General features: G+C 60.6%; 15 protein-coding genes. 3 read left to right on the top strand and 12 right to left on the bottom strand.

The window, feature by feature from the left end; translation table 11 throughout:
* Positions 1 to 417 precede the first annotated feature (417 nt).
* Positions 418 to 1,365, top strand: coding sequence for a DUF3616 domain-containing protein (locus tag IB238_RS14115; RefSeq protein ID WP_192247211.1), 948 nt, complete (start codon positions 418 to 420; stop codon positions 1,363 to 1,365).
* 78 nt (positions 1,366 to 1,443) lie between these two features.
* Here IB238_RS14115 and IB238_RS14110 read toward each other — a convergent pair whose 3' ends face one another.
* The 11 genes from IB238_RS14110 to IB238_RS14060 all read right to left on the bottom strand — a co-directional run bounded on the left by IB238_RS14110 (position 1,444) and on the right by IB238_RS14060 (position 14,669).
* Complete coding sequence (locus tag IB238_RS14110) at positions 1,444 to 2,823, bottom strand: hypothetical protein (protein ID WP_192247209.1); 1,380 nt, start codon at positions 2,821 to 2,823, stop codon at positions 1,444 to 1,446.
* A 10-nt stretch (positions 2,824 to 2,833) separates the two neighbouring features.
* Positions 2,834 to 3,823, bottom strand: coding sequence for a DUF6384 family protein (locus tag IB238_RS14105; protein ID WP_210333492.1), 990 nt, complete (start codon positions 3,821 to 3,823; stop codon positions 2,834 to 2,836).
* A complete protein-coding gene (locus IB238_RS14100; protein WP_192247207.1) occupies positions 3,816 to 4,994 on the bottom strand; it encodes a cell surface protein in 1,179 nt (392 codons plus the stop codon). Before IB238_RS14100 ends, IB238_RS14105 begins: the two co-directional genes overlap by 8 nt.
* Before the next feature lie 347 nt (positions 4,995 to 5,341).
* Positions 5,342 to 5,776: a pseudoazurin gene (locus IB238_RS14095; protein ID WP_192247205.1), complete on the bottom strand. Its 435-nt coding sequence runs from the start codon at positions 5,774 to 5,776 to the stop codon at positions 5,342 to 5,344.
* Between the two features lie 75 nt (positions 5,777 to 5,851).
* Positions 5,852 to 6,841 (bottom strand): FAD:protein FMN transferase, encoded by a 990-nt coding sequence (locus IB238_RS14090; RefSeq protein WP_192247203.1) that lies wholly within the window; start codon positions 6,839 to 6,841, stop codon positions 5,852 to 5,854.
* The gene (locus IB238_RS14085; RefSeq protein ID WP_192247201.1) at positions 6,834 to 7,403 is read right to left on the bottom strand and encodes a nitrous oxide reductase accessory protein NosL; all 570 of its coding nucleotides are present in this window, start codon (positions 7,401 to 7,403) and stop codon (positions 6,834 to 6,836) included. Before IB238_RS14085 ends, IB238_RS14090 begins: the two co-directional genes overlap by 8 nt.
* A complete protein-coding gene (locus IB238_RS14080; RefSeq protein WP_192247199.1) occupies positions 7,400 to 8,227 on the bottom strand; it encodes an ABC transporter permease in 828 nt (275 codons plus the stop codon). The genes IB238_RS14085 and IB238_RS14080 overlap by 4 nt, the downstream gene beginning before the upstream one ends.
* Positions 8,224 to 9,141, bottom strand: a complete 918-nt coding sequence (locus IB238_RS14075; RefSeq protein WP_192247197.1) for an ABC transporter ATP-binding protein — start codon at positions 9,139 to 9,141, stop codon at positions 8,224 to 8,226. Before IB238_RS14075 ends, IB238_RS14080 begins: the two co-directional genes overlap by 4 nt.
* Complete coding sequence (locus IB238_RS14070) at positions 9,138 to 10,508, bottom strand: nitrous oxide reductase family maturation protein NosD (RefSeq protein ID WP_192247195.1); 1,371 nt, start codon at positions 10,506 to 10,508, stop codon at positions 9,138 to 9,140. The genes IB238_RS14075 and IB238_RS14070 overlap by 4 nt, the downstream gene beginning before the upstream one ends.
* A complete protein-coding gene (gene nosZ, locus IB238_RS14065; protein ID WP_192247193.1) occupies positions 10,505 to 12,418 on the bottom strand; it encodes a TAT-dependent nitrous-oxide reductase in 1,914 nt (637 codons plus the stop codon). Before nosZ ends, IB238_RS14070 begins: the two co-directional genes overlap by 4 nt.
* A 40-nt stretch (positions 12,419 to 12,458) precedes the next feature.
* The gene (locus tag IB238_RS14060; protein ID WP_246723664.1) at positions 12,459 to 14,669 is read right to left on the bottom strand and encodes a NosR/NirI family protein; all 2,211 of its coding nucleotides are present in this window, start codon (positions 14,667 to 14,669) and stop codon (positions 12,459 to 12,461) included.
* Positions 14,670 to 14,850: 181 nt separating this feature from the next.
* Between IB238_RS14060 and IB238_RS14055 the strand changes: the two genes are divergently transcribed.
* Entirely contained in the window at positions 14,851 to 15,702 is an 852-nt protein-coding gene (locus IB238_RS14055) for a ferritin family protein (protein ID WP_192247189.1), read from the top strand.
* Between the two features lie 321 nt (positions 15,703 to 16,023).
* On the opposite strand, the gene IB238_RS14050 is transcribed toward IB238_RS14055, so the two are convergent.
* A complete protein-coding gene (locus IB238_RS14050) occupies positions 16,024 to 16,440 on the bottom strand; it encodes a helix-turn-helix domain-containing protein (RefSeq protein ID WP_192247187.1) in 417 nt (138 codons plus the stop codon).
* A 72-nt stretch (positions 16,441 to 16,512) separates the two neighbouring features.
* Between IB238_RS14050 and IB238_RS14045 the strand changes: the two genes are divergently transcribed.
* Positions 16,513 to 17,916, top strand: a complete 1,404-nt coding sequence (locus IB238_RS14045) for an MFS transporter (protein ID WP_192247185.1) — start codon at positions 16,513 to 16,515, stop codon at positions 17,914 to 17,916.
* Positions 17,917 to 17,952: the final 36 nt, after the last annotated feature.

Below are 17,952 nucleotides of genomic sequence, written 5' to 3'. Positions count from 1 at the left end.
CGTCAGGCTCATAACCTGAAGGCCGCAGGTTCAAATCCTGCCCCCGCAACCACTGAAGCTTGAATATTTTGCCATTCAAGTCGTTTTGCCGAAAGCTCCTCCGCGTAAGCGTCGAGGAGCTTTTGTTTTTGGCGACTCTTTTACGCATGCAATCGGTGGGGTTAGCGAAGACGTAGGCCGTTGGCAACGGGTCCGGTTCTAACGTCAGACCTCCGTTCGAGGTAATGGCCAGATGGGGATCTTTTGTCAGATACGGATCCTTCGTTCGCACTTCAAATCTTGAGGTCGCAAGAGACGGGAAAGCATCTCATTATGGGCGATCACTTGCCCCCACCTTTGATTGATTGCGCTAACGATGTATTGTTTTCCGGGCACGGCGGCACGAGTTTGTGAGCTATTCGTTTGAGAAGATCGGCTGTGAAACCCGGAAAAATCAAACCGAACTATTTTGCGGAGCGGCCCCCTCGTGGGGGTGAACCGTACAATGCCTCGGACATTGTAGCGATCGACGATTCACGCTTTCTGTTTTGCGACAACAATATTGGTGATGCTCTCTTTGAATTGCGGCTTGGTTCCGACGGTCAGGCTGCAAGTCCAATTGCGCGGCGACCGATAGAAGGGATCTCAGCAGCAAGTGTCGATGACCTGGAGGCAATGGCTTTGGTTGAGGATCAAGGCCGCAGGTTCATCCTTGCCATTTCATCGCTAAGCCTTAAGCGGAGGAAGTCGGGCAAGAAGAAGGCAGCGCGGCACGGCGAGGAGGTGCCGGCCAGGGACGGTCTGCTGCGAATTGCCATTGATGGTGAAGGGAGGCTTCAAGCTGAGCTGCTCCAGGGGTTTCGCGCTTGGTTGATCGACAACGCGCCGGAATTGGGCCAGGCACCCAATTGCTTGCCTGACGATGGAGGGTTGAACATTGAGGGGCTTGGCTGGCATCCCGCGGAGCGCATCCTCCTGCTTGGCTTGCGGACGCCTGTGATAGACCGCCGACCGATTATTCTTCGCGTGCGCGTGAATGACGTTGGCGGTCCGTGGACGTTGGGCAATTTTGAGATGCTCCCGGCGATTTTGCTTGGAATTGACCAGGAACAAGATGACCAGGGAATTCGGGGTATCGAGTACAATACCTCTGAAGGTGACTTTCTCATCATCGTGGGAAACGCCACCAGCGCATCGAAGGCGCCCTTCAATCTCTACCGATGGGACGGCAATACTGACGGCGCAGTTGAGCGCGTCGACGATGTACGCTTTCACAAGAAAATGAGAGTTGAAGGAGTCGCACGTGGGACCATCGGCGGCCGTGCTGCCACAGTGTTCGTTGATGACGCCGGTGGATACCAGATCCTTTGGAATCGGTCCGAGTGACCCGAGCCGCCCTCCGAGGTTCGTCACGGCAGCTCTCGCGGTCTGGACGCTTTTCGATGCATCGATCGAGGGTGGGGTCTAGAACCCCCCGCCGGTGCGGAAGCCGCCGCCCCCTCCGCCGAAATCCGGCAGGGTGAAGCCGCCGCCGCCGCCGAAACCGCTGTCGGCTCGGGGCGCGCGCTGGCTGTAGCCGCCTTGCAGCACGCCACCAACAACCGCTCCCTGCACGACGCCCTTGAGGATGCTGCCAAGTACCTCGCCTATGATTTGGTCATTGTTGAACCGGCCCATCGGATTGTCGTAGCCCTGCCGGCGGAATTGGTCGCGCTGGGCTTCGATTTCCGCTCGTTGCTGGGCGATGACCTGCGCTTTGCGTCTGAGTTCGCCGGCCTCCTGCTCAGCCGATGCGAGCGCCTCGTTAATCTCAGCGATTTTGCGAACCAGTGCATCATCCTCGGCGCTCTTGGTTTGAGCGGCTTCGGCCGTGAGTTCGCGGACGTCCTGCTGCTCATCGGCCGCCGCCATTAGCTCGATGGCGCGGTGATAGGCGGACGTCCCCTCGCCCACCAACGCGCCATCCCGTTCGGCATCGCAGGCCTTCATCTCAGCCTGCGCTTTGCCGAGGCGCTCCTCCGACGCTACCAGCTCCGCGCGCGCGTTCGCGAGCGCGCCTTCCAGGGGAGTACTCCCGGCCACGCGCAACCCGGCCTGCTCGATGTCCACGAGCTTGGCCTTCTCAGCATCAAGCGTGGCCTTACAATCGTCAGCGTGTTGGCGGAGCCGGGTCGGGATCTCGTTCAACATGGTGTAGTTGGTGCGCGCATCAATATAGTTCACGAGGTTCGCGACCTTTCGATCGAAGAAGCGCACGAAAAAGCCGGAGCGGTAGTCGGAAGTACCGAACTTCCGCTTCCACAAATACATGAACAATGGATCCGCCTCATAGGGCACGCGCTTTGCCTCCCGGTCTGCCTCGCTCGCCTTGGCCTTGCTGTCGGATGCTTCGGCAATAGTGGCCGCCCGGTCAACCGCCCCTTTTTGTGCGATCCACTCCGCGCTGCCGCGCACCTTCGGTTCGACGGATGCCTGAAGTTCTTCCAGCGCTTCCAACGCCACCGTTACTTTGGCGAGTGCCGCGTGACGCTCGCTCTCTGCTGCCTGGGTGGCCTTCGTCGCCTCGGCCAGACGCTCGGACAAGTCGTCGAGGCGTTGGCGGTCTTCCGCCAGGAGTTGGAGGGCCTGCCGCTCGGCGAGATCAAGCTGAGAGACGATCTTCTCCTTCTGCAGCGCATCGAGCCTGATCTGGGCGAGCTGGCGGACGAGCCCCGTGCGGTCGGCTTGAAGGCGCACTGTCGCCTCGTCGGCTGACCGCAACGCCGTATCGAGGGCGTTCTCTTGCGAGCGGATGTCGGCGCCCGCCTGTTCGATCTGCCTTAGAGCCTGCTGGCCGCTGATCATCGTCAAGTTCCTACCAGTTCAGGATGGCGCCGCCGGTGCCGGGGGGCATAGGAACCGTCCAGTCGACGACGAGTTCGCCGCGCTTCTTCTCGCCGATGCGCCGGTTCTGAATGATGCCATCGTCCTGCTTATCGCGAGCGACAGTGTCGTAGACCGGCTTGGAGACACGGACACCCCACTTGTTGGCCACCGCACTCTTTGAGTCCTCCTCGCTCGTCACAGGGACGGAGAGGACCTTCCCATCTGCGGAAACCGGCTCCACTATGAGGTAGTAGTTTTGCGCGCTTGGATTGTTTTCGGGAACGCGGAATACGCCGGAGCGTTCGCCAGGGCGGGAGACCACGAGAAGCTGATAGGTGCTGCGCACCTCGGCCCGGAGCGTTTCCAGAGCGCCGAGCAGTGTCCGAGCGGCCGCGGCGTCGCCGGCCTTCAGCGCCGACTGTGCGTCGGCGTAAAGCTGCTCGGCCCTTTGCTTCGCCTCGTCAACGTTGGCGTCGGCAAGAACATCTGCGCGGACCTGTTCGAGCGAGGCAGGAATGGTCTCGGTAAGCTCAATGCGGGCCCGTTCCTCCGCCAGCCGCGCGGGGCGCTCCACAAGCAGCGAGTAGCCGAGCCAACCCGCTGCCACGAGGCCGAAGAGCACGCCGGCGATGGCGCCGATGCGGCCACGCCTCACCCACATCTTCGCCAGCGTCACGCCCATCGATGGCGGATGGGGCGTGTAGACGAACCGGCTCTCCTTCATCCCCTTAACGCCTTCGATGAGAAGGCGGTCGGGAACGTCGATCCCCTGGCTCTTGTATGTGGAGCGGAGCCGGTCCAACAGCTCTTGCTCGCGGCGATCCTCGTCGAGTTCGCGGGAGACGAGACCCTCCTGATGGCGCAGCGTGTCGACAACGTCCATCGACAACATCAGTTCATCGAGCGTGCCGGCGCGCCCGGCGGCGCGGGGCAGAGCCTCAGAAGCGGGCTGACCGGTTGCGTTGACAGTGTCAACCATTGATGCCAAGTGCCTTGCCGTCGGCGACAAGCCTGGTGATGCGCTTCGTGCCGTCTTCAACAGCGTCTCGGATTTCAGCCGAGTTCTTGGTCGACATGTCTCGCATCTCGGCGACGATGCCGAGTGACTTCTCCTGGAAGCCAATGACGCTCTCGACGAGCTTCTTAACCGCGTCGGCGCGGATGGTCGGCCCGTAGCCGGCGCGCACGGCGGCTTCCTGCACTTTGCCTCCCATGTCGGCCAGCACCTCGATACTCTTCGACATGCCCTCCTTCATGACTTCCAGCGTCTGGGTGGATTCATGCAGTCCGAACATGCCGCTGAACGACGCCTTGAGCGCTGTGAGCACGCTGTCGTTGGTGGAGAAAAAGCTCACGGACTGCGCGTAGACGCGCTCTTTGGCGTTGGTCGTCTGCATCAGTCGGGTCATCACGACCTCGGACGTATTGTAGCTGACCGTCAGATTGTCAGAGAGGTCTTTGGCGATCTGGTAGCGCTTGTCCTCGTCCTGCGTGCGGCGGAGACACTCGTCGCGCTCCAACTCCAGCTTGGCGCGCTCAGCGGGCTCGGTCCCTGCGAAATTGGCGACTTTATCGGAAGCAGTCTTGAGTACAGCCTGGGCCTCCGCGAGGCGTTGCTCGGCCGACTTCAGTACTTCCAGAGCCAACACCTCGGACTGTTTGAGCGCGCCTCGGAAGTCCCGATAAGCTTCGAGAATAGTTCCCTCGCGCTGGATTTGGTCCTTGGTGGCCTTGGAGACGTCGAGATAGGTCGCCTTGATGGTATCGAAGCGGTCGGCTATGTCGCCTCGGGAGAGCTTAGTCCAGACGTTGGCGACGCGCTCGAAGATATCGAGCTTGCCGTCGTCGATCTGGTCGACCATGGCCTTGGCGTCGTCGCGGATGGAGTCGAAGCTCTTGGCCAGCTCTTGGTAGCGCGTGCCGATGTCCATCGCCGTAGTTTGTTCGCGAACGACCTCATTGAAAACCGAGGCCTGGCCAAGGGTGCGCGCGATCGCCGCGATTTTGTCCGGCTCTAAGGTCGAGATCTGCTCCAGCAGGCTGTTGATCGGGGCGTCCTCGACCTTCGACGGCATAAGGCCAAGATCGCGCAGCGCACCGGTGGCCTTGTCGAGGTATTGCATCGGGCTCTTGATTGCGACGTCGCCCATGGCATTCCTCCCAGAGTTTGAAGGCGGCATGAAGCTTACGGCATATATCGCGGGGTCGCGCCTCGCGCCGGTAGGCTGGCGCTGATCAGGAAAAACTGGAACTGCTTTCCGCTTTGGCTTGAGGGAGTTAAATTAGCACATACTCTCTCCCTGAGACGAGTAAAAAGTCAGCGCGGTAGCTGCACTCCCCTGAGCTGGAGGTCGCCTTAGGATGCGGGTTCAGGGTAGCTACGCGCACGCTCTCATGAATCTGAACTTAACTGGTGTATTTGTTGTGAGATTCCTCCGAACGTCCAAAAAAAGAGACCGGCGACCTTTTCGACCGCCGGCTTTCTCTTAGCATCCGCCTAGAGCTGCGAAAGCGCCTTGTCGACCCGTTCCCGGGCCTTCTTCGGGAGTTTCCCGGACTTGACCGAATCGAGGTTCGCCGGAGAGTCGCCAACTACGACAACGGCGACCATCCCCATCGCAAAATGCGGCGTGCATTTAATCACGTATGCTCCTGGCACCGTGAAGGTCTGCTTCAAAGTGTCGTTGATCTTGCTTTTGAAGGCTTCGGCCCCTTCGGGGATCAGGCCGTTCATCGTTTCAGCGTTGTGACCCTTGTCGGTGGGAAGAAAGGTGATCGTGTCACCCGGCTGTACCTTCGTCAGCACAGGCTCGAATACCATCACCCCGTCAGGGCCCTTGTTCATCATATGAACCTCGAAGTCGGCAGCCGCAGCCGGAATTGCGATCACTGCAAGCATAGTCGCCGCGGCCAAATTTTTCAGAAGGTGCATGCTCAAGTACTCCGTTGGGGGTTGTTGTGGTTGCGCTATGGAAAATGCGAGCACCAGCGTTGCGCGATTTCAGGCTCACGTTTCGAAACGGCGATGGCCGCCGTCCGCCCGGACAAGGTCAACTAGAACGCCTGATCTGCGGTCTATCGTCGATCGAATACTGGTCTCATGCATCAAGCTGAATGCCGTCGACAAAGCATCTGCAGTGGTCGCATCATCGGCGATGACAGTCACGCGCCTGTACAATGCAGCCGGTTCTCCGGTGCGCGGGTCAAGAATATGGCTGAAGCGCTGTGCCTCGTCGAAATGGAAGCCCGTCCCACTCGACGTTGCGACTGCCTTATTGGTGACTTCAAGAACGACGTCGGGAAACGCGTCGTCCTGTCGCTCTGCAAGGCCGATCCGCCACGGCGTTCCATCCGCCCTCGAGCCTATAGCGCGGTCTTCCCCCATGTCCACGAGACTGCTGGTCACCCCGGCCCCTCTCAGCAAGTCCACGATCCTGTCCGTGATGTAGCCTTGGGCTACGCCATTCAAAGTCACCGCCATTTGGGGTCGGGTTAGGACAATGCGATCCCTGTTGAATTCGATGTTGTCGAAGCCAACGGCATCGAGTGCATCTCTGATCGTTTCGGCCGATGGACCGGAGGGGTCCGCTTCGGGCAGTTTGAAGTGGTCTCGGTATAGCGACCACAGTGGCTGTATAGTGGGATCGAACGCACCGTCACTCATGTTCCAAAATTCCTGGCAGGAGCCAAGCAAGGCCACGAGGTCCTGCGGGGGCGCGACCAGAGCGCCGACCCTGTTCAACTCGGAAAGTGCGGAATCGTCGCGATAGAGGCTGAACACGCGTTCTAGCCTCGTGACCTCGGCGACGATCGCGTCGATCAACCGTTCGGCGCGCACGCGGTATTCGTGATTGAGGATCAGTGTTGCTGGCGCGCCGAGAGCTTGCCCCTTCCAGGTGACGACGCTCGACGCCGCCTTTGCGGCCGTCAGGAGGGGCAAACCGGCCGCTGCGGCGAAGATCGCGATGGCGCGGCGTCGAGTGTATCTTTTAGCCATGGTCGTGCCCTTCCACCTTCTCCTCCGTGTCGACCGGGCTGATGGTCGTGGCGTCGACACCGCCTGGGCCCAGCACGTAGTCCTGCGGGACCTCACTGAATGCGACGACGCGCCCGCCGTTCTTGACGGAAAACTGTCGTGCCGCTTCTTCAGTAGAGAAGGGCACCGCCTCTTCGGCTCCCATGCCGCCCCGCAAAGAGCTGCCGATGACGTAGAACGCCTTGCGGGCGTCAATCCAGTTGTTCTCTCCGGGCTTCTCCCAGTTCGGTGCCTTACTCATGTCGGAGACGTAGATCGCCGCGATGTCCTTCGGCTCCTCCGGCAACATGGTGAACGCCAGAGCATCGCGGGCGGACGAAAACCAGATGGGTTCGGGAACTTGCGCGTCGAGAATGATCTGGCCCTTCGGCCCTGGGTGTTCGAGCACGTTCATGCCGCAGTACCTGCCTATCGCCTCGGACGTCAGCGCGTATGGTGCCGGGGGAGGAGCTTTTTGCTCCTCCGTGCAGCCTCCGAGCAGAAACGCCGACAGGAGTGCCGCGGCCACCAAAGCACGTCTCATAGCTCCCTCCTCGAGAAGACGGCCGCGGCGAGCGCAAGCGGCACTACGGTCCACGCAGCGAGCGCTGCGACCAGCATCGCGGCGTTGAGTCCGGAATGCTCTGCGACGCCACCCAGACCCGAAAGGGCGCTCGCCTCGCCCGAGCCGAGGTTGAGCATCCGGTAGGCGTCGGTTGGATTGAACAGCAATACCGCATCCAGTAGGCCTGACGGGATGGCATGCCCCCTCGCCGCGACCAGCGCTCCGAGCAAGGCCATGTCGTATATCAGGACAAAAAGCAGCCAGATGCCGATGGCTATGCCACCCGCCGTGCTCCGCTCGCTGACGATCGCACTGGCGAGGTATCCGATCGCGACGAATACCGCGCCCAAGAGCACCGACGATCCGAGCATGTTGAGGAACGCCCACCAACTGGCAGCGTCAATGTCGGCCCCCGTGATTGCGAGCGCCAGCGCGGCGGCACCGTAGCCGCAGAGCGTCGCAAAGGAGAGGATGGCTATATGACCGAGGAACTTGCCGAGAATGACCTGATTGCGTCCGATCGGATAGCTTAGAAGCAGCAGCATGGTGCCGCGCTCCATCTCGCCAACGATCGCGTCGTGCGAGAGCAGGAGCGCGATCAACGGCACGAGAAAGATGGTCAGGCTGGATAGACTGACGATGACCACGTCGAGCTTGTTGACCCCGACGTTGCCCGTTGGAGCGCTGCCCAGCGAGGTGAGGGTGAGCGCCAACGCCGCAAGGAGGAGGGTCGCCCCGAGCACCCACCGATTGCGCAATCCTTCGCGGATTTCCTTGCGGGCGATGATAAGGACGTTCTTCATTCGGCCGCCTTTCGCCCGCCAAGAAAATGGGCATAGAGATCGTCCAATGTCGGCTCTACGAGTTGCAGCCCGGCAACCTCCGCGGGGTTGGCCGTGACCGCCCGAAGGAGTGCGACCTTGTTTTCCAGCGCCACCTCGGTCTCGACGGTGTCGACGCCTGTGATCCTCCAACCGCTTCCGGCGTTCCAGCCGGCAGGCGATTTGCCGGTCGCAAGCTTGACGGTCACGCGCGTGGGCAGGTGAGCCAAACTTCGCAAAGTGTCCAGCGATCCATCGGCGACTTTCTCGCCTTCGTTGACGATCACGACGCGATCGGCACGGCCTTCAAGTTCGGTCAACGCGTGCGACGAAAGCAGGATCGTCGTTCCGGCGGAGCGGAGTCCGTCCAGGATATCGTAGAACCGCCGACGAAGAGCCGGATCGAGACCGCTCGTGGGCTCGTCCAGGAGCAGCACCCGCGGATGGCCAAGCAACGCCTGCGCCAGTCCCAGTCTCTGGCGCATGCCCTTTGAATAGGTCCGAACCGGACGGTCGGCTGCTGCCGGAGCCAGTCCGACCCGCTCCAGAAGCTCGGGCACCGATGAGACCTCGACGCGCTTGAGGCGGGCGTAGAAGGCCAGCGTTTCCCGCCCCGTCAGGGCCATGTGGAAAGACACGCTCTCCGGCAGATAGCCGAGCCGCCTCCGAACTTCGAAATCGCCTTTGGCAGGGTTTTCGCCGAGAACAAGCACGCTGCCCGTCGAAGGGCGGATCAGGCCAAGCATGAGCTTGATCAGCGTCGTCTTGCCGGCTCCGTTGTGGCCGACGAGCGCGACAGTCTCCCCCTCGTTGAGTTCGAACGTGACGTCCCGGACCGCCTCGACGCTGCCATAGCGCTTGCCGACTCCTGACATCGCTACCGTCGTGGCATTCATTGCGCCGACCTCCCTTGGGTTGGAGGTGCCATCAGGGGATGGCTGTCGACGACGCCACCCGGCAGCAAGGCCGGAAATTGAGCCTGAGCCCAGCGGATGACCTGGACCGCGGGGCTCGTGGCCAGGAACTTCGCCTGAGGAGCGGTCCACATCACCTTGTCCATGACGTCGTTCGGCCGGTAGGCGTTGTCGCCGAGCCCGTCTCCGTCGAGATCGAACGCCGGATTGTCGCTCCAGTAGTTGCCGCGGCCGTCCACCGACCAATCGAGATACCGAGTTCCCACGTATTTGACTTGATTGCGGTTGTTGATGAAGGCGTTCCCGCTAATCGAATTGCCCTCCGAGCCGGCCGTGAAATGAATGCCGATCGAGCAACCGTCGAACCTGTTGCCCTTCAGACGGTTCTTGTTGGCGTTGTAGATGAAAATGCACTTCTCCGGGCCCAGTCTCTCGCCCGAGAGGTTGGCGTCGGGGCTCACCGGGCTGTCATCGGAAGGCATTTTGTCCGCGGGGTCGCGGTTCCCGGCCGTTGTCCATCGGCTCTGGGGCTGCATCCGTCCAATGACGGTGTTCCCCTCTATTTGTGATCCGTTGGCGAAATTCAGTACGAGGCCATGATCGCGGTCGCCGTCAGACACGTTGCCGATGATTTTCAGCCTGTTGGAGAACATGAGCGCATAGCCGACGGCGTTCCCCGTCGACGTGTTGCCGCTGATCTCGCTGTTGTTGGTGTACATGTAATGGATCGCGAACCGCACGTCATGGAATTTGTTGCCGCTGAACACATTGCGCTTGCTCGCGATGGTGAAGATGCCATCGCGGCCGAAGCTGACGTCGTTGTCGACAATCTTGGCACCTGGCGCGTTCCAGACCGCGATCCCGTTGCCCAATTCGCTCATGCGGCCCGCCTTCATGCCGATGACCGTGTTTTGGCGGAGCAAGGAATCGGCGGCCCCGTGGACGTAGATGCCGTAGAGGTTTCCGGTGACCCTGTTCCGTTCGATGAGCGCGCCTGTCGCGTTCTCGGTCGCGAAGACGCCCGAGTCCATGCCTTCGAGATTCGTGCCAGAACCGCTGATTTCAAGGCCGCGGAGTGTTACGCCAGCCGCATCAATGGTGACGACGGTGCCTTTCCCGTCGCCCATGATCGCAGCGCCAGGTTCACCTTCCAGCGTCACGGATTTGGCGATCTTCACTGGACCCTTGTGCTTGCCGGGCCGCAGGGTGATGCGGTCCCCCGGCGATGCCGCCTCGATGATCGCCGCCAGGTTGTCGGCAGGCGTGACTGTCCGCTCCGCGGCCTCGGCGGGGATGGCGATGGCGACCCAGAAGGCCACCATCGCTATGATCGTCACGCGCGTCATCATACCGACTTCGGTTCGACCATCATGCGGCCCTTCATTTCCATGTGCATCGCATGGCAGAACCATGTGCAATAGTACCAGTAGACCCCGGGCTTGGCCGCCTTGAAGGTCACCGACGCCGTCGCCTGCGGCCCGATCTCCATGTTGATGCCGTAGTTGACGATGCAGAAGCCGTGCGTCAGGTCCTCGATCTCGTCGATGTTGGTGACGTATACGGTAACCTCATCGCCCTCCTTGACGGTGAAGGACTCCAGCCCGAATGCGGGAGCCGCGGACGTCATGTAAACCCGCACCTTGTCGCCATCGCGCTTGACATCGGAGTCCAGCATGAGGTCGATGTTGTCCTTTTTGGCCTGCTCGACCGCGTCGGCGAAGAAGGGGTCATCGCGGTTCCACACGTGAACCGGATTGATCTTGGACGCATGCACGATCGTCGCGTCGTGGGGTTCGGCGAAGGTCGGGTTGTCGTGGACCAGCACCATTTCATCGCCTGAGATATCGATCAGCTGGTCGCTCTCCGGCTTCAGCGGACCGGCGTTGAGGTAGCGGTCCTTCGAGAACTTGTTGAGCGAGATGAGCCACTTTCCGTCGGCCTCCTTCGTCTGGCCCATCGAGGAGTGGTTGTGTCCCGGCTGGTAGTGGACATCCAGCTTCTGGCGGATGGGATTGACTTTCTCGCCTTTGAACGCCCGTATGGCGTCCTCGATGTTCCACTTGCACACTTGGCTGTCGAGGAACAGCGTGGTGTAGGCGTTTCCCCTCCCATCGTACGCCGTGTGCAACGGCCCAAGCCCAAGTTCAGGTTCGGCGACGACGGTGTCACGCGGCTGAATCTTGTCATCGAACAGGTCGTCCATTTTGCGGAGGTCGAAGACGGTGACCGTCGGCGAAAGCTTGCCGTTGGCTACGAAGTGTATGCCGTCGGGGGCCGTGTTGATGCCGTGGGGACTGTTCGGAACCGGAATGTAGCGGGTGTACTTCGAGCCGTGGGAGCCATCGATGACGGGAACGCCGCCGATTTCCTTGAAGTCACCGTTGGCGACCGCTTCTTCGATGCGTTTGAGATTGAACACGACGACCCAGTCCAGGTCCTTGCTCATCATCTGTTCAAGAGTTACACCCTCCTCCGAGTTGTAGCAGGTCGAAAAGCAGTATTTGCCTTGGTAGTCCGCATCGACGTTGTCGAGGTTGCCGTCGACCATGACCTGCCAGGCGACTTTCATCGTCTCGCCATCGACCGCTGTGAAGATGGATTGGTACTGCTTTGGATCGTCCAGCACCTTGCCGTCGTTGGGGATCGGGACACCGTCTTCGCCATTGCAGAACACGTAGCCTGTCTTGGGGAACTTCTGGACGCGTAGGCCGTGTACGGTGTGCTGGTTGGGAAGCTCGATGATCTTGTCGCACTTCATGACATCGAGGCGAATGCGGCAGACGCGCGTGTTGGACTTGTCGTTGGCAAAGAGGTAACGGCCGTCGTAGGTGCCGTCCGTGAACGACGGGTGCGGGTGGTGGAGGTCGCCGTTCTGGTAGACGCCGCCGCGGTCTTTGAGAAACTCTACCGTCTCCGGCCGCATGTTCTCCGTGAGAACCTTCAGGCTCTCGTTCGTCTGGCCCCATCCCGTGGCGCTGCAGCGGTTGAACACCGGAATGCGCATGATTTCCCGCATCGACGGAACACCGACGATGCGGACCTCGCCCGACTGGCCACTCGAGAAGAACGTGTAGTATTCGTCGAGCTCACCGGGTAGCACCTCCGCCTTCGGACGTTCCTGGGCCATCGCCGGAGACGCCCCGCCTGAAAGGCTCAACGCACCGCTAGCTGTCGCCGCTCCCGCGGCCGCGGCCACGGCAGTCGTGCCCAGTAGTTGGCGTCTGTTGATAAGGGGCAGGTTGTTGTCTTCATTCGACATGGTATTGCCTCCTGAGATGCGGCCCGCATTCGTCGCGTGCCTATTTGACCGGTTCTCCGTTATGAGTGAGGAGCGTCTTCGGTGGTTTCTTTTCTCCTCTCGAATCCGGCGTCGACAGCGCCATGAACTTTTCGCGCTTGAGCCGCACCTGGATCATGTGCGGACAGCGGTGGTCGTCATGGTAGAGCTCTTGGCAATGCATGCAGTAGATGCACTCGTTGACGTTGATGGGACCCTCCGGGTGTATCGCTTGCACCGGACATTCCTTCGCGCAGCGCTGACAGGGAGAGCCGCATTCGGGCCAACGCTTCAACCATTCGAACGTGCGAATGCGGCCGGGAATGGCAAGCGCGGCCCCCAGCGGGCAGAGATAACGGCAATAAAACCGCTCGATGAAAAGACTTGCTCCGAGGAGCACCAAAGCGAAGACAACGAATGGCCAGTCACGGATGAATTTAAGGATGATCGCGGTCTTGAACGGCTCGACCTCGGACAGCATTTCCGCATAGGCCATCGAATAGAAGGACATGCCGAAGAGCCCGAGGAAGATTATGTATTTGACTGGCCAAAGGCGCTCGTGAAGTCCCCAGGGAATTGTTACCTGCGGCACCTTCAACCGCTTGGCAACAATGCTCAGCAGTTCCTGCAAAGCGCCAAACGGGCAGAGCCATCCGCAGAACGGACCGCGCCCCCAGAACAGCAGGCCGGCTGCCACTGCCGCCCAAAGGATGAAAATCAACGGTGCCGCTAGGAAAAACTCCCAACTGAAATTGGTCACCAGCGCGTTCGTGAAGGTGAGGACGTTAACGACCGACAGCTGCGCGTTTGCATACCAACCGAGCCAGACGAGGGTAAAAACGAGATATCCGGTGCGAAGCCAGCCGAAAAATCTCGGTCGTTTAACCAGCCAGTCCTGGAAGAAGAAGATGGCCGTCAGGACGAGGAGCGCTGCGACGGTGATCGCGATCTCGACGCTGTTCATCTCCCACATGCGCTTCCACAACGGCTGTTCGTCCGGCGTCAACTTCGGATCGCTAGCCTGGGGGGAGGCGACTTGCGGTGCCTGGGCCGCCGGCGTCGCCGGCACCTCCGCCTTGGTAACGGTGTAGTAGCCGGATGGAAGCGTGTAACCGATCGTAAACGGGATAACCGATTTGTCGCGTGCGCCCGTGCTGCTGCGTTGCACGAGCATTTCCAGCTCCCACGGCTCGGTCACCTCGAAGGCAAATTCCGGCGGCACCACGAACAGCGCGATCTCCCGCAGGCGCGGTGCGTCCGACGGCGCGAGAGCGGCGATCCTCGTATGGTCGCGATCGCGAAACCGCAGGCCCTGTCCGCCCTGCAGCAATTCGATGCGATCGAAAATACCGCCGCGGACATAGCCGGAGCCTTTGAAGGAATATGTGCCGTCCCCGGCGACCAGGATCGCGGACTGGCCCGGCTTGAGCTTGTCGGCGAGGCGCTGATACGCGACGTCGCCAAGCAGGGTCTTGCCGATCACTGGCACGTTCACCGGGGCAATGTACAGATCGATGAAACGGTCTTCTGGGTTTGCGGTTTCCGGGTGCGAAGCCGCTTCGGGGTGCCCGGCCTCTTGAAAGGCCTTCGACACCTCGCCAACTGTCAGCCGCAGGCTCCGGACAGAGCCGTCTCCGAGGAGGGTCTGCCAGTCGCTCGCCTGGTCTTTCGAAAGGTCGAGGGTTTTGACGTCGGGGAGCTGCTGACCGCCGCCTGGCTGGCCTCCACCCAGACGGTTGCTCCTGATGAGGCTGACGGCGGAGCGAACGACGCTGTCGCCCATGACGAGAACCGTGACGGTCGCTCCACTGACGATATCCACCTCCGGCGGGCGTTCAGCCCCGGAGGCGACCTTTCCAAGGTCTTTGCCGATGATCGAGTTCAAGGCGGCGACGACTTTGGCCTGAGGAATTCCGATCAGGACGATCGGCTCGTGGTGTTCCAGGAGCTTGAAGCCCTTGATGATGCCGGACGGATCGATGCCAACCGCGATGTGTATGGGCTTGCCGGAATAGCCGACCGAACTTGTGAAATCGGAATTGAGGTAGACATACCCAAGCAGGTCATCACCTCGATAGACCGGCGCGATGGGGGGGTCCCCCACGGGGTCGCCGAAGCGGTCGGCACCTTCGAAAAGCTCGTCTGGCTGGACGCTTTCAAGAAAGGTGGGAAGCTGCCCAGCTGCAAATGCGGCCGTTGCGAACGAGAGGCCGACGAGCGCAAGCACGAGCATGCTTGCAAACCATGCCCACCGAACTCTCTTTGAAAAGTTCATTGCGCTAGCTCTTGGATTGCGGTCCCGAGAGCAGAATGTATCCTGACTTTGACTAAAGACAACTCCTCGATAGAAAAACGTACGAGTCTCTGACAGTCGATATCCGGGTAAGAGGAAAACCTGGCAGGAGTGAACAGGTATGTCGGCAAACACCTCCGATCCATGGCATCTGGCGGCATTGGACGAGCTTCTGGCGCTTGCGGGTGCCATGGAGCAGGAAGCGATAGATGGCTACATCGCCCTCGGTCTTAGGATGACGGAATTGGGGCATCCCGAGCTTGCGGCAGTGTTCGACGTGCTGGTCGCCGAGGAGCGGGGGCACTTGAGCAAGGTGGCTGAATGGGAGAAAGCGCTTGGACACAAACCACGCTCGGTTCCCGCTCATCCTCCGGAACACTTGTTCGATGACGAGGGAGCGGGAAAAGTGGCTCCCGAGATGCTGAGCGCCTACCGCGCTTTCTCAATTGCCGTTCGCAACGAGGAACGTGCGTTCGTGTTCTGGTCATACGTCTCGGCCCATGCAAGGTCGGGCGACATTAGAGACGCGGCCGAACGAATGGCCCGGGAGGAACTCGGTCACGTAGCCACATTGAGACGCGAGCGACGACGGGCATTTCATCGGGAACGGGACCAGGCTCTTGCAGTCGATGAAGGCGATTTGCCGATCCTTGAGCAGAGATTGTCGCGGCACCTGAAATCGATGGCGGAACTATCAACGGTGGACGAAGGCGACCTTCTGGCTCTTTCAAAAGAAGCCGACCTGAGGTCGAAATCGATGCGGGAACACCCGCTTCTTACCACTCCGCGCCCGGGGATGGCGACCCAAAAGGCGGTCGAAAGCGCGCTACCGCTCTGCGAATTCCTGGCTGATTGCTACCTCGACATCGGAGATCGTGCTATGGACGAAAAGGAAGCCGGACGTGCCCGCGAGTTCGCGGCGGAGATAATTCACTGTCTTCGGGTGCTACGACATCGCCAGCCGTCGGCATGATCCATCGCCTGTTGCCGGGGCATATACTGGTTTGCCGTCCAAAGCTACCGTTTGGCGGCCCTTTCAGGACTGCATGCGACGACCGCTATTGAAGCTGTGGACGGCTCCTCCGCCGGCATCAGCTCCGACCAGCGATGTGCAGCAAGTCAAAAAACTCTTGCCAACCCGGAGCCGTCTACACATGGCGCAAAGTGGACGAAGGTCGACGACTGCTCTCTTGGCGCACTGAAGGTAATGCCTGCATCCATCTGGGGGAGCCTCCTCGCGAGCAATGAGCTTGCAAGGGCCACCTAGACCGTCCCGTCAGAATATTTTTGCGTCTCAGTTCCCGCCCTTCGTGCGCAGAGAGGATTTAGACGCCACAATAAGAAGTCTGCGGAACTTGGGGCAATCCATGTGCGTTTCGGCCGGGCACTCAGCTACGTGACGAAGTGCATTTCTGAGCGCGGTCATTCTTCGGATTTGCGCATCGAGTGCCTCGGCACGGGCGTGGATAGCCGCGCGAGGAACGTCGGGGACGCCCCCTTTGCCGAACATTCCCTTAATCTCGTCAAGCGAGAAACCCGCGGTCTTTCCAAGCGATATCAGGGCCAACTGGGTTAGGGCTTCGCTTCCGAACTGTCGTCGCAGCCCCCGACGGCCGATCGACTCAATCAAGCCGATCTCCTCATAATAACGCAATGTTGATGGCGGGACGCCGCTCCTCTCTGAGAGCACTCCAATGTCGAAGATTTTCATACTTGACCTCAAGTTGACTTGAAGTGGCAGCGTAACGGTGACTCGAAATCCAGACAAGAGGAGCCGACATCCATGCTGCAAAGATCATCCCACGTGCTAACGGCGCTTGCGGGAGCGACCTTGCTTGCGTCACTCGGCGTAAGCATCGCCACCGTCATGCTCCCGGCGCTCTCCCGTGAGTTCGCAGCGCCGATAGCCGGTATTCAGTGGCTCGTCCTCGCCTATCTGGTCTCGACAACCATCACGATCGTATTGGTCGGCCGTCTCGGCGACCTGTTCGGCCATCGTTGCATACTGCTCGCGGGAACCGCCGTATTCGCTCTCGCGTCCATGGTCTGCGTTGCCGCACCGACACTCGTCGCGCTGATTGCAGGGCGAGCGCTGCAGGGAGTCGGCGGCGCGGCTCTCGTGGCACTGCCCCTTTCGATTGTCCGGGAAACGGTAGCGAAGGAACGGACAGGCTCGGCGTTGGGCCTGCTTGGTACGATGTCGGCGATCGGAACCGCGCTTGGCCCTTCATTGGGCGGCATGTTGATTTCGGAGTTTGGCTGGCGAGCTGCGTTCGGAGGACTGGCGGTACTCAGCTTTCTGGTGTTTGGCCTCGGCGTCCGGTTCATTCCAGCGCTGCCTGCGCGAGCAGGCGGCGCAGGAGGACGGTTCGATTGGCCAGGAGCCGGCTTCCTGGCCGTCACACTGACCCTGTACGCACTGGCTACGGCTGGTGGAAAGGTTACCCCCTCTTGGGGCGCTGCGGCGTTACTTTCGGCGACGGTTCTGATGTTGACGGCCTTCCTGATCGTGGAATCCCGATCAAACGCTCCGCTTATGCCGCTCTCGACGTTGCGAAACCGGTCAACTGCCGCGGCATTGGTCGCAAATCTTCTCGTGTCCACCGCAATGATGTCGATCTTGGTGGTTGGGCCATTGTTCCTTTCATTCGCATTGGGACTAAGCGATGTAATCGTCGGGCTGGTCATGGCGGTTGGGCCTGCAACCGCGGCGTTGACGGGTGTTGTCGCAGGACGCATGACGGATCGATTTGGCGTACACCTCGTGCTGGCCGCGGGCCTGATTGAGATCGTCTTCGGTCTCGCCTGCCTGGCGCTTCTACCGAGGTTTCTTGGCGTCATCGGCTACATTGCCGCCCTTATGGTCCTGACGCCAGGCTTTCAGCTCTTTCTGGCGGCGAATAGCACGGCCCTGCTACTGCCGGCTGCGGAGGGGCAACGGGGTTTGCTTTCCGGACTTCTCGGGTTGTCCAGGAACCTGGGCTTCATGACAGGAGCCTCCGTCATGGCGACCTTGTTCGCCGCCGCCGTTGGTTCGGAAGAGATCACGAAAGTTTCGCCCGACGTCATCGGCGACGCGTTCACGACGACGTTTTTGGTCGCTTCAGCCGCCACCCTTTTCGCCTCGGTACTCGCACTGGCAGTGTCATCCAAGGATGCGGACTGGAAGCCAAGCGAGGGCGGATAACTAACAGCGCTAAGGAAGGCATTCGTCTTCTTGTGG

It is taken from the genome of Rhizobium sp. ARZ01 (assembly GCF_014851675.1).
GTDB lineage: Bacteria > Pseudomonadota > Alphaproteobacteria > Rhizobiales > Rhizobiaceae > Mycoplana.
The sequence above is the reverse complement of the archived record's forward strand: the minus strand, read 5'-3'. Positions and strand labels throughout refer to the sequence as shown.

Excerpts from the sequence above, each read along its gene's own strand:
- IB238_RS14090 (WP_192247203.1), bottom strand. The coding sequence starts at position 6,841 with ATGGCTAAAAGATACACTCGACGCCGCGCCATCGCGATCTTCGCCGCA.
- IB238_RS14045 (WP_192247185.1), top strand. The coding sequence starts at position 16,513 with ATGCTGCAAAGATCATCCCACGTGCTAACGGCGCTTGCGGGAGCGACC.
- IB238_RS14085 (WP_192247201.1), bottom strand. The coding sequence starts at position 7,403 with ATGAGACGTGCTTTGGTGGCCGCGGCACTCCTGTCGGCGTTTCTGCTC.
- IB238_RS14055 (WP_192247189.1), top strand. The coding sequence starts at position 14,851 with ATGTCGGCAAACACCTCCGATCCATGGCATCTGGCGGCATTGGACGAG.
- nosZ (WP_192247193.1), bottom strand. The coding sequence starts at position 12,418 with ATGTCGAATGAAGACAACAACCTGCCCCTTATCAACAGACGCCAACTA.
- IB238_RS14075 (WP_192247197.1), bottom strand. The coding sequence starts at position 9,141 with ATGAATGCCACGACGGTAGCGATGTCAGGAGTCGGCAAGCGCTATGGC.
- IB238_RS14105 (WP_210333492.1), bottom strand. The coding sequence starts at position 3,823 with ATGGTTGACACTGTCAACGCAACCGGTCAGCCCGCTTCTGAGGCTCTG.
- IB238_RS14110 (WP_192247209.1), bottom strand. The coding sequence starts at position 2,823 with ATGATCAGCGGCCAGCAGGCTCTAAGGCAGATCGAACAGGCGGGCGCC.
- IB238_RS14100 (WP_192247207.1), bottom strand. The coding sequence starts at position 4,994 with ATGGGCGACGTCGCAATCAAGAGCCCGATGCAATACCTCGACAAGGCC.
- IB238_RS14060 (WP_246723664.1), bottom strand. The coding sequence starts at position 14,669 with ATGCTCGTGCTTGCGCTCGTCGGCCTCTCGTTCGCAACGGCCGCATTT.
- IB238_RS14080 (WP_192247199.1), bottom strand. The coding sequence starts at position 8,227 with ATGAAGAACGTCCTTATCATCGCCCGCAAGGAAATCCGCGAAGGATTG.
- IB238_RS14050 (WP_192247187.1), bottom strand. The coding sequence starts at position 16,440 with ATGAAAATCTTCGACATTGGAGTGCTCTCAGAGAGGAGCGGCGTCCCG.
- IB238_RS14095 (WP_192247205.1), bottom strand. The coding sequence starts at position 5,776 with ATGCACCTTCTGAAAAATTTGGCCGCGGCGACTATGCTTGCAGTGATC.
- IB238_RS14070 (WP_192247195.1), bottom strand. The coding sequence starts at position 10,508 with ATGATGACGCGCGTGACGATCATAGCGATGGTGGCCTTCTGGGTCGCC.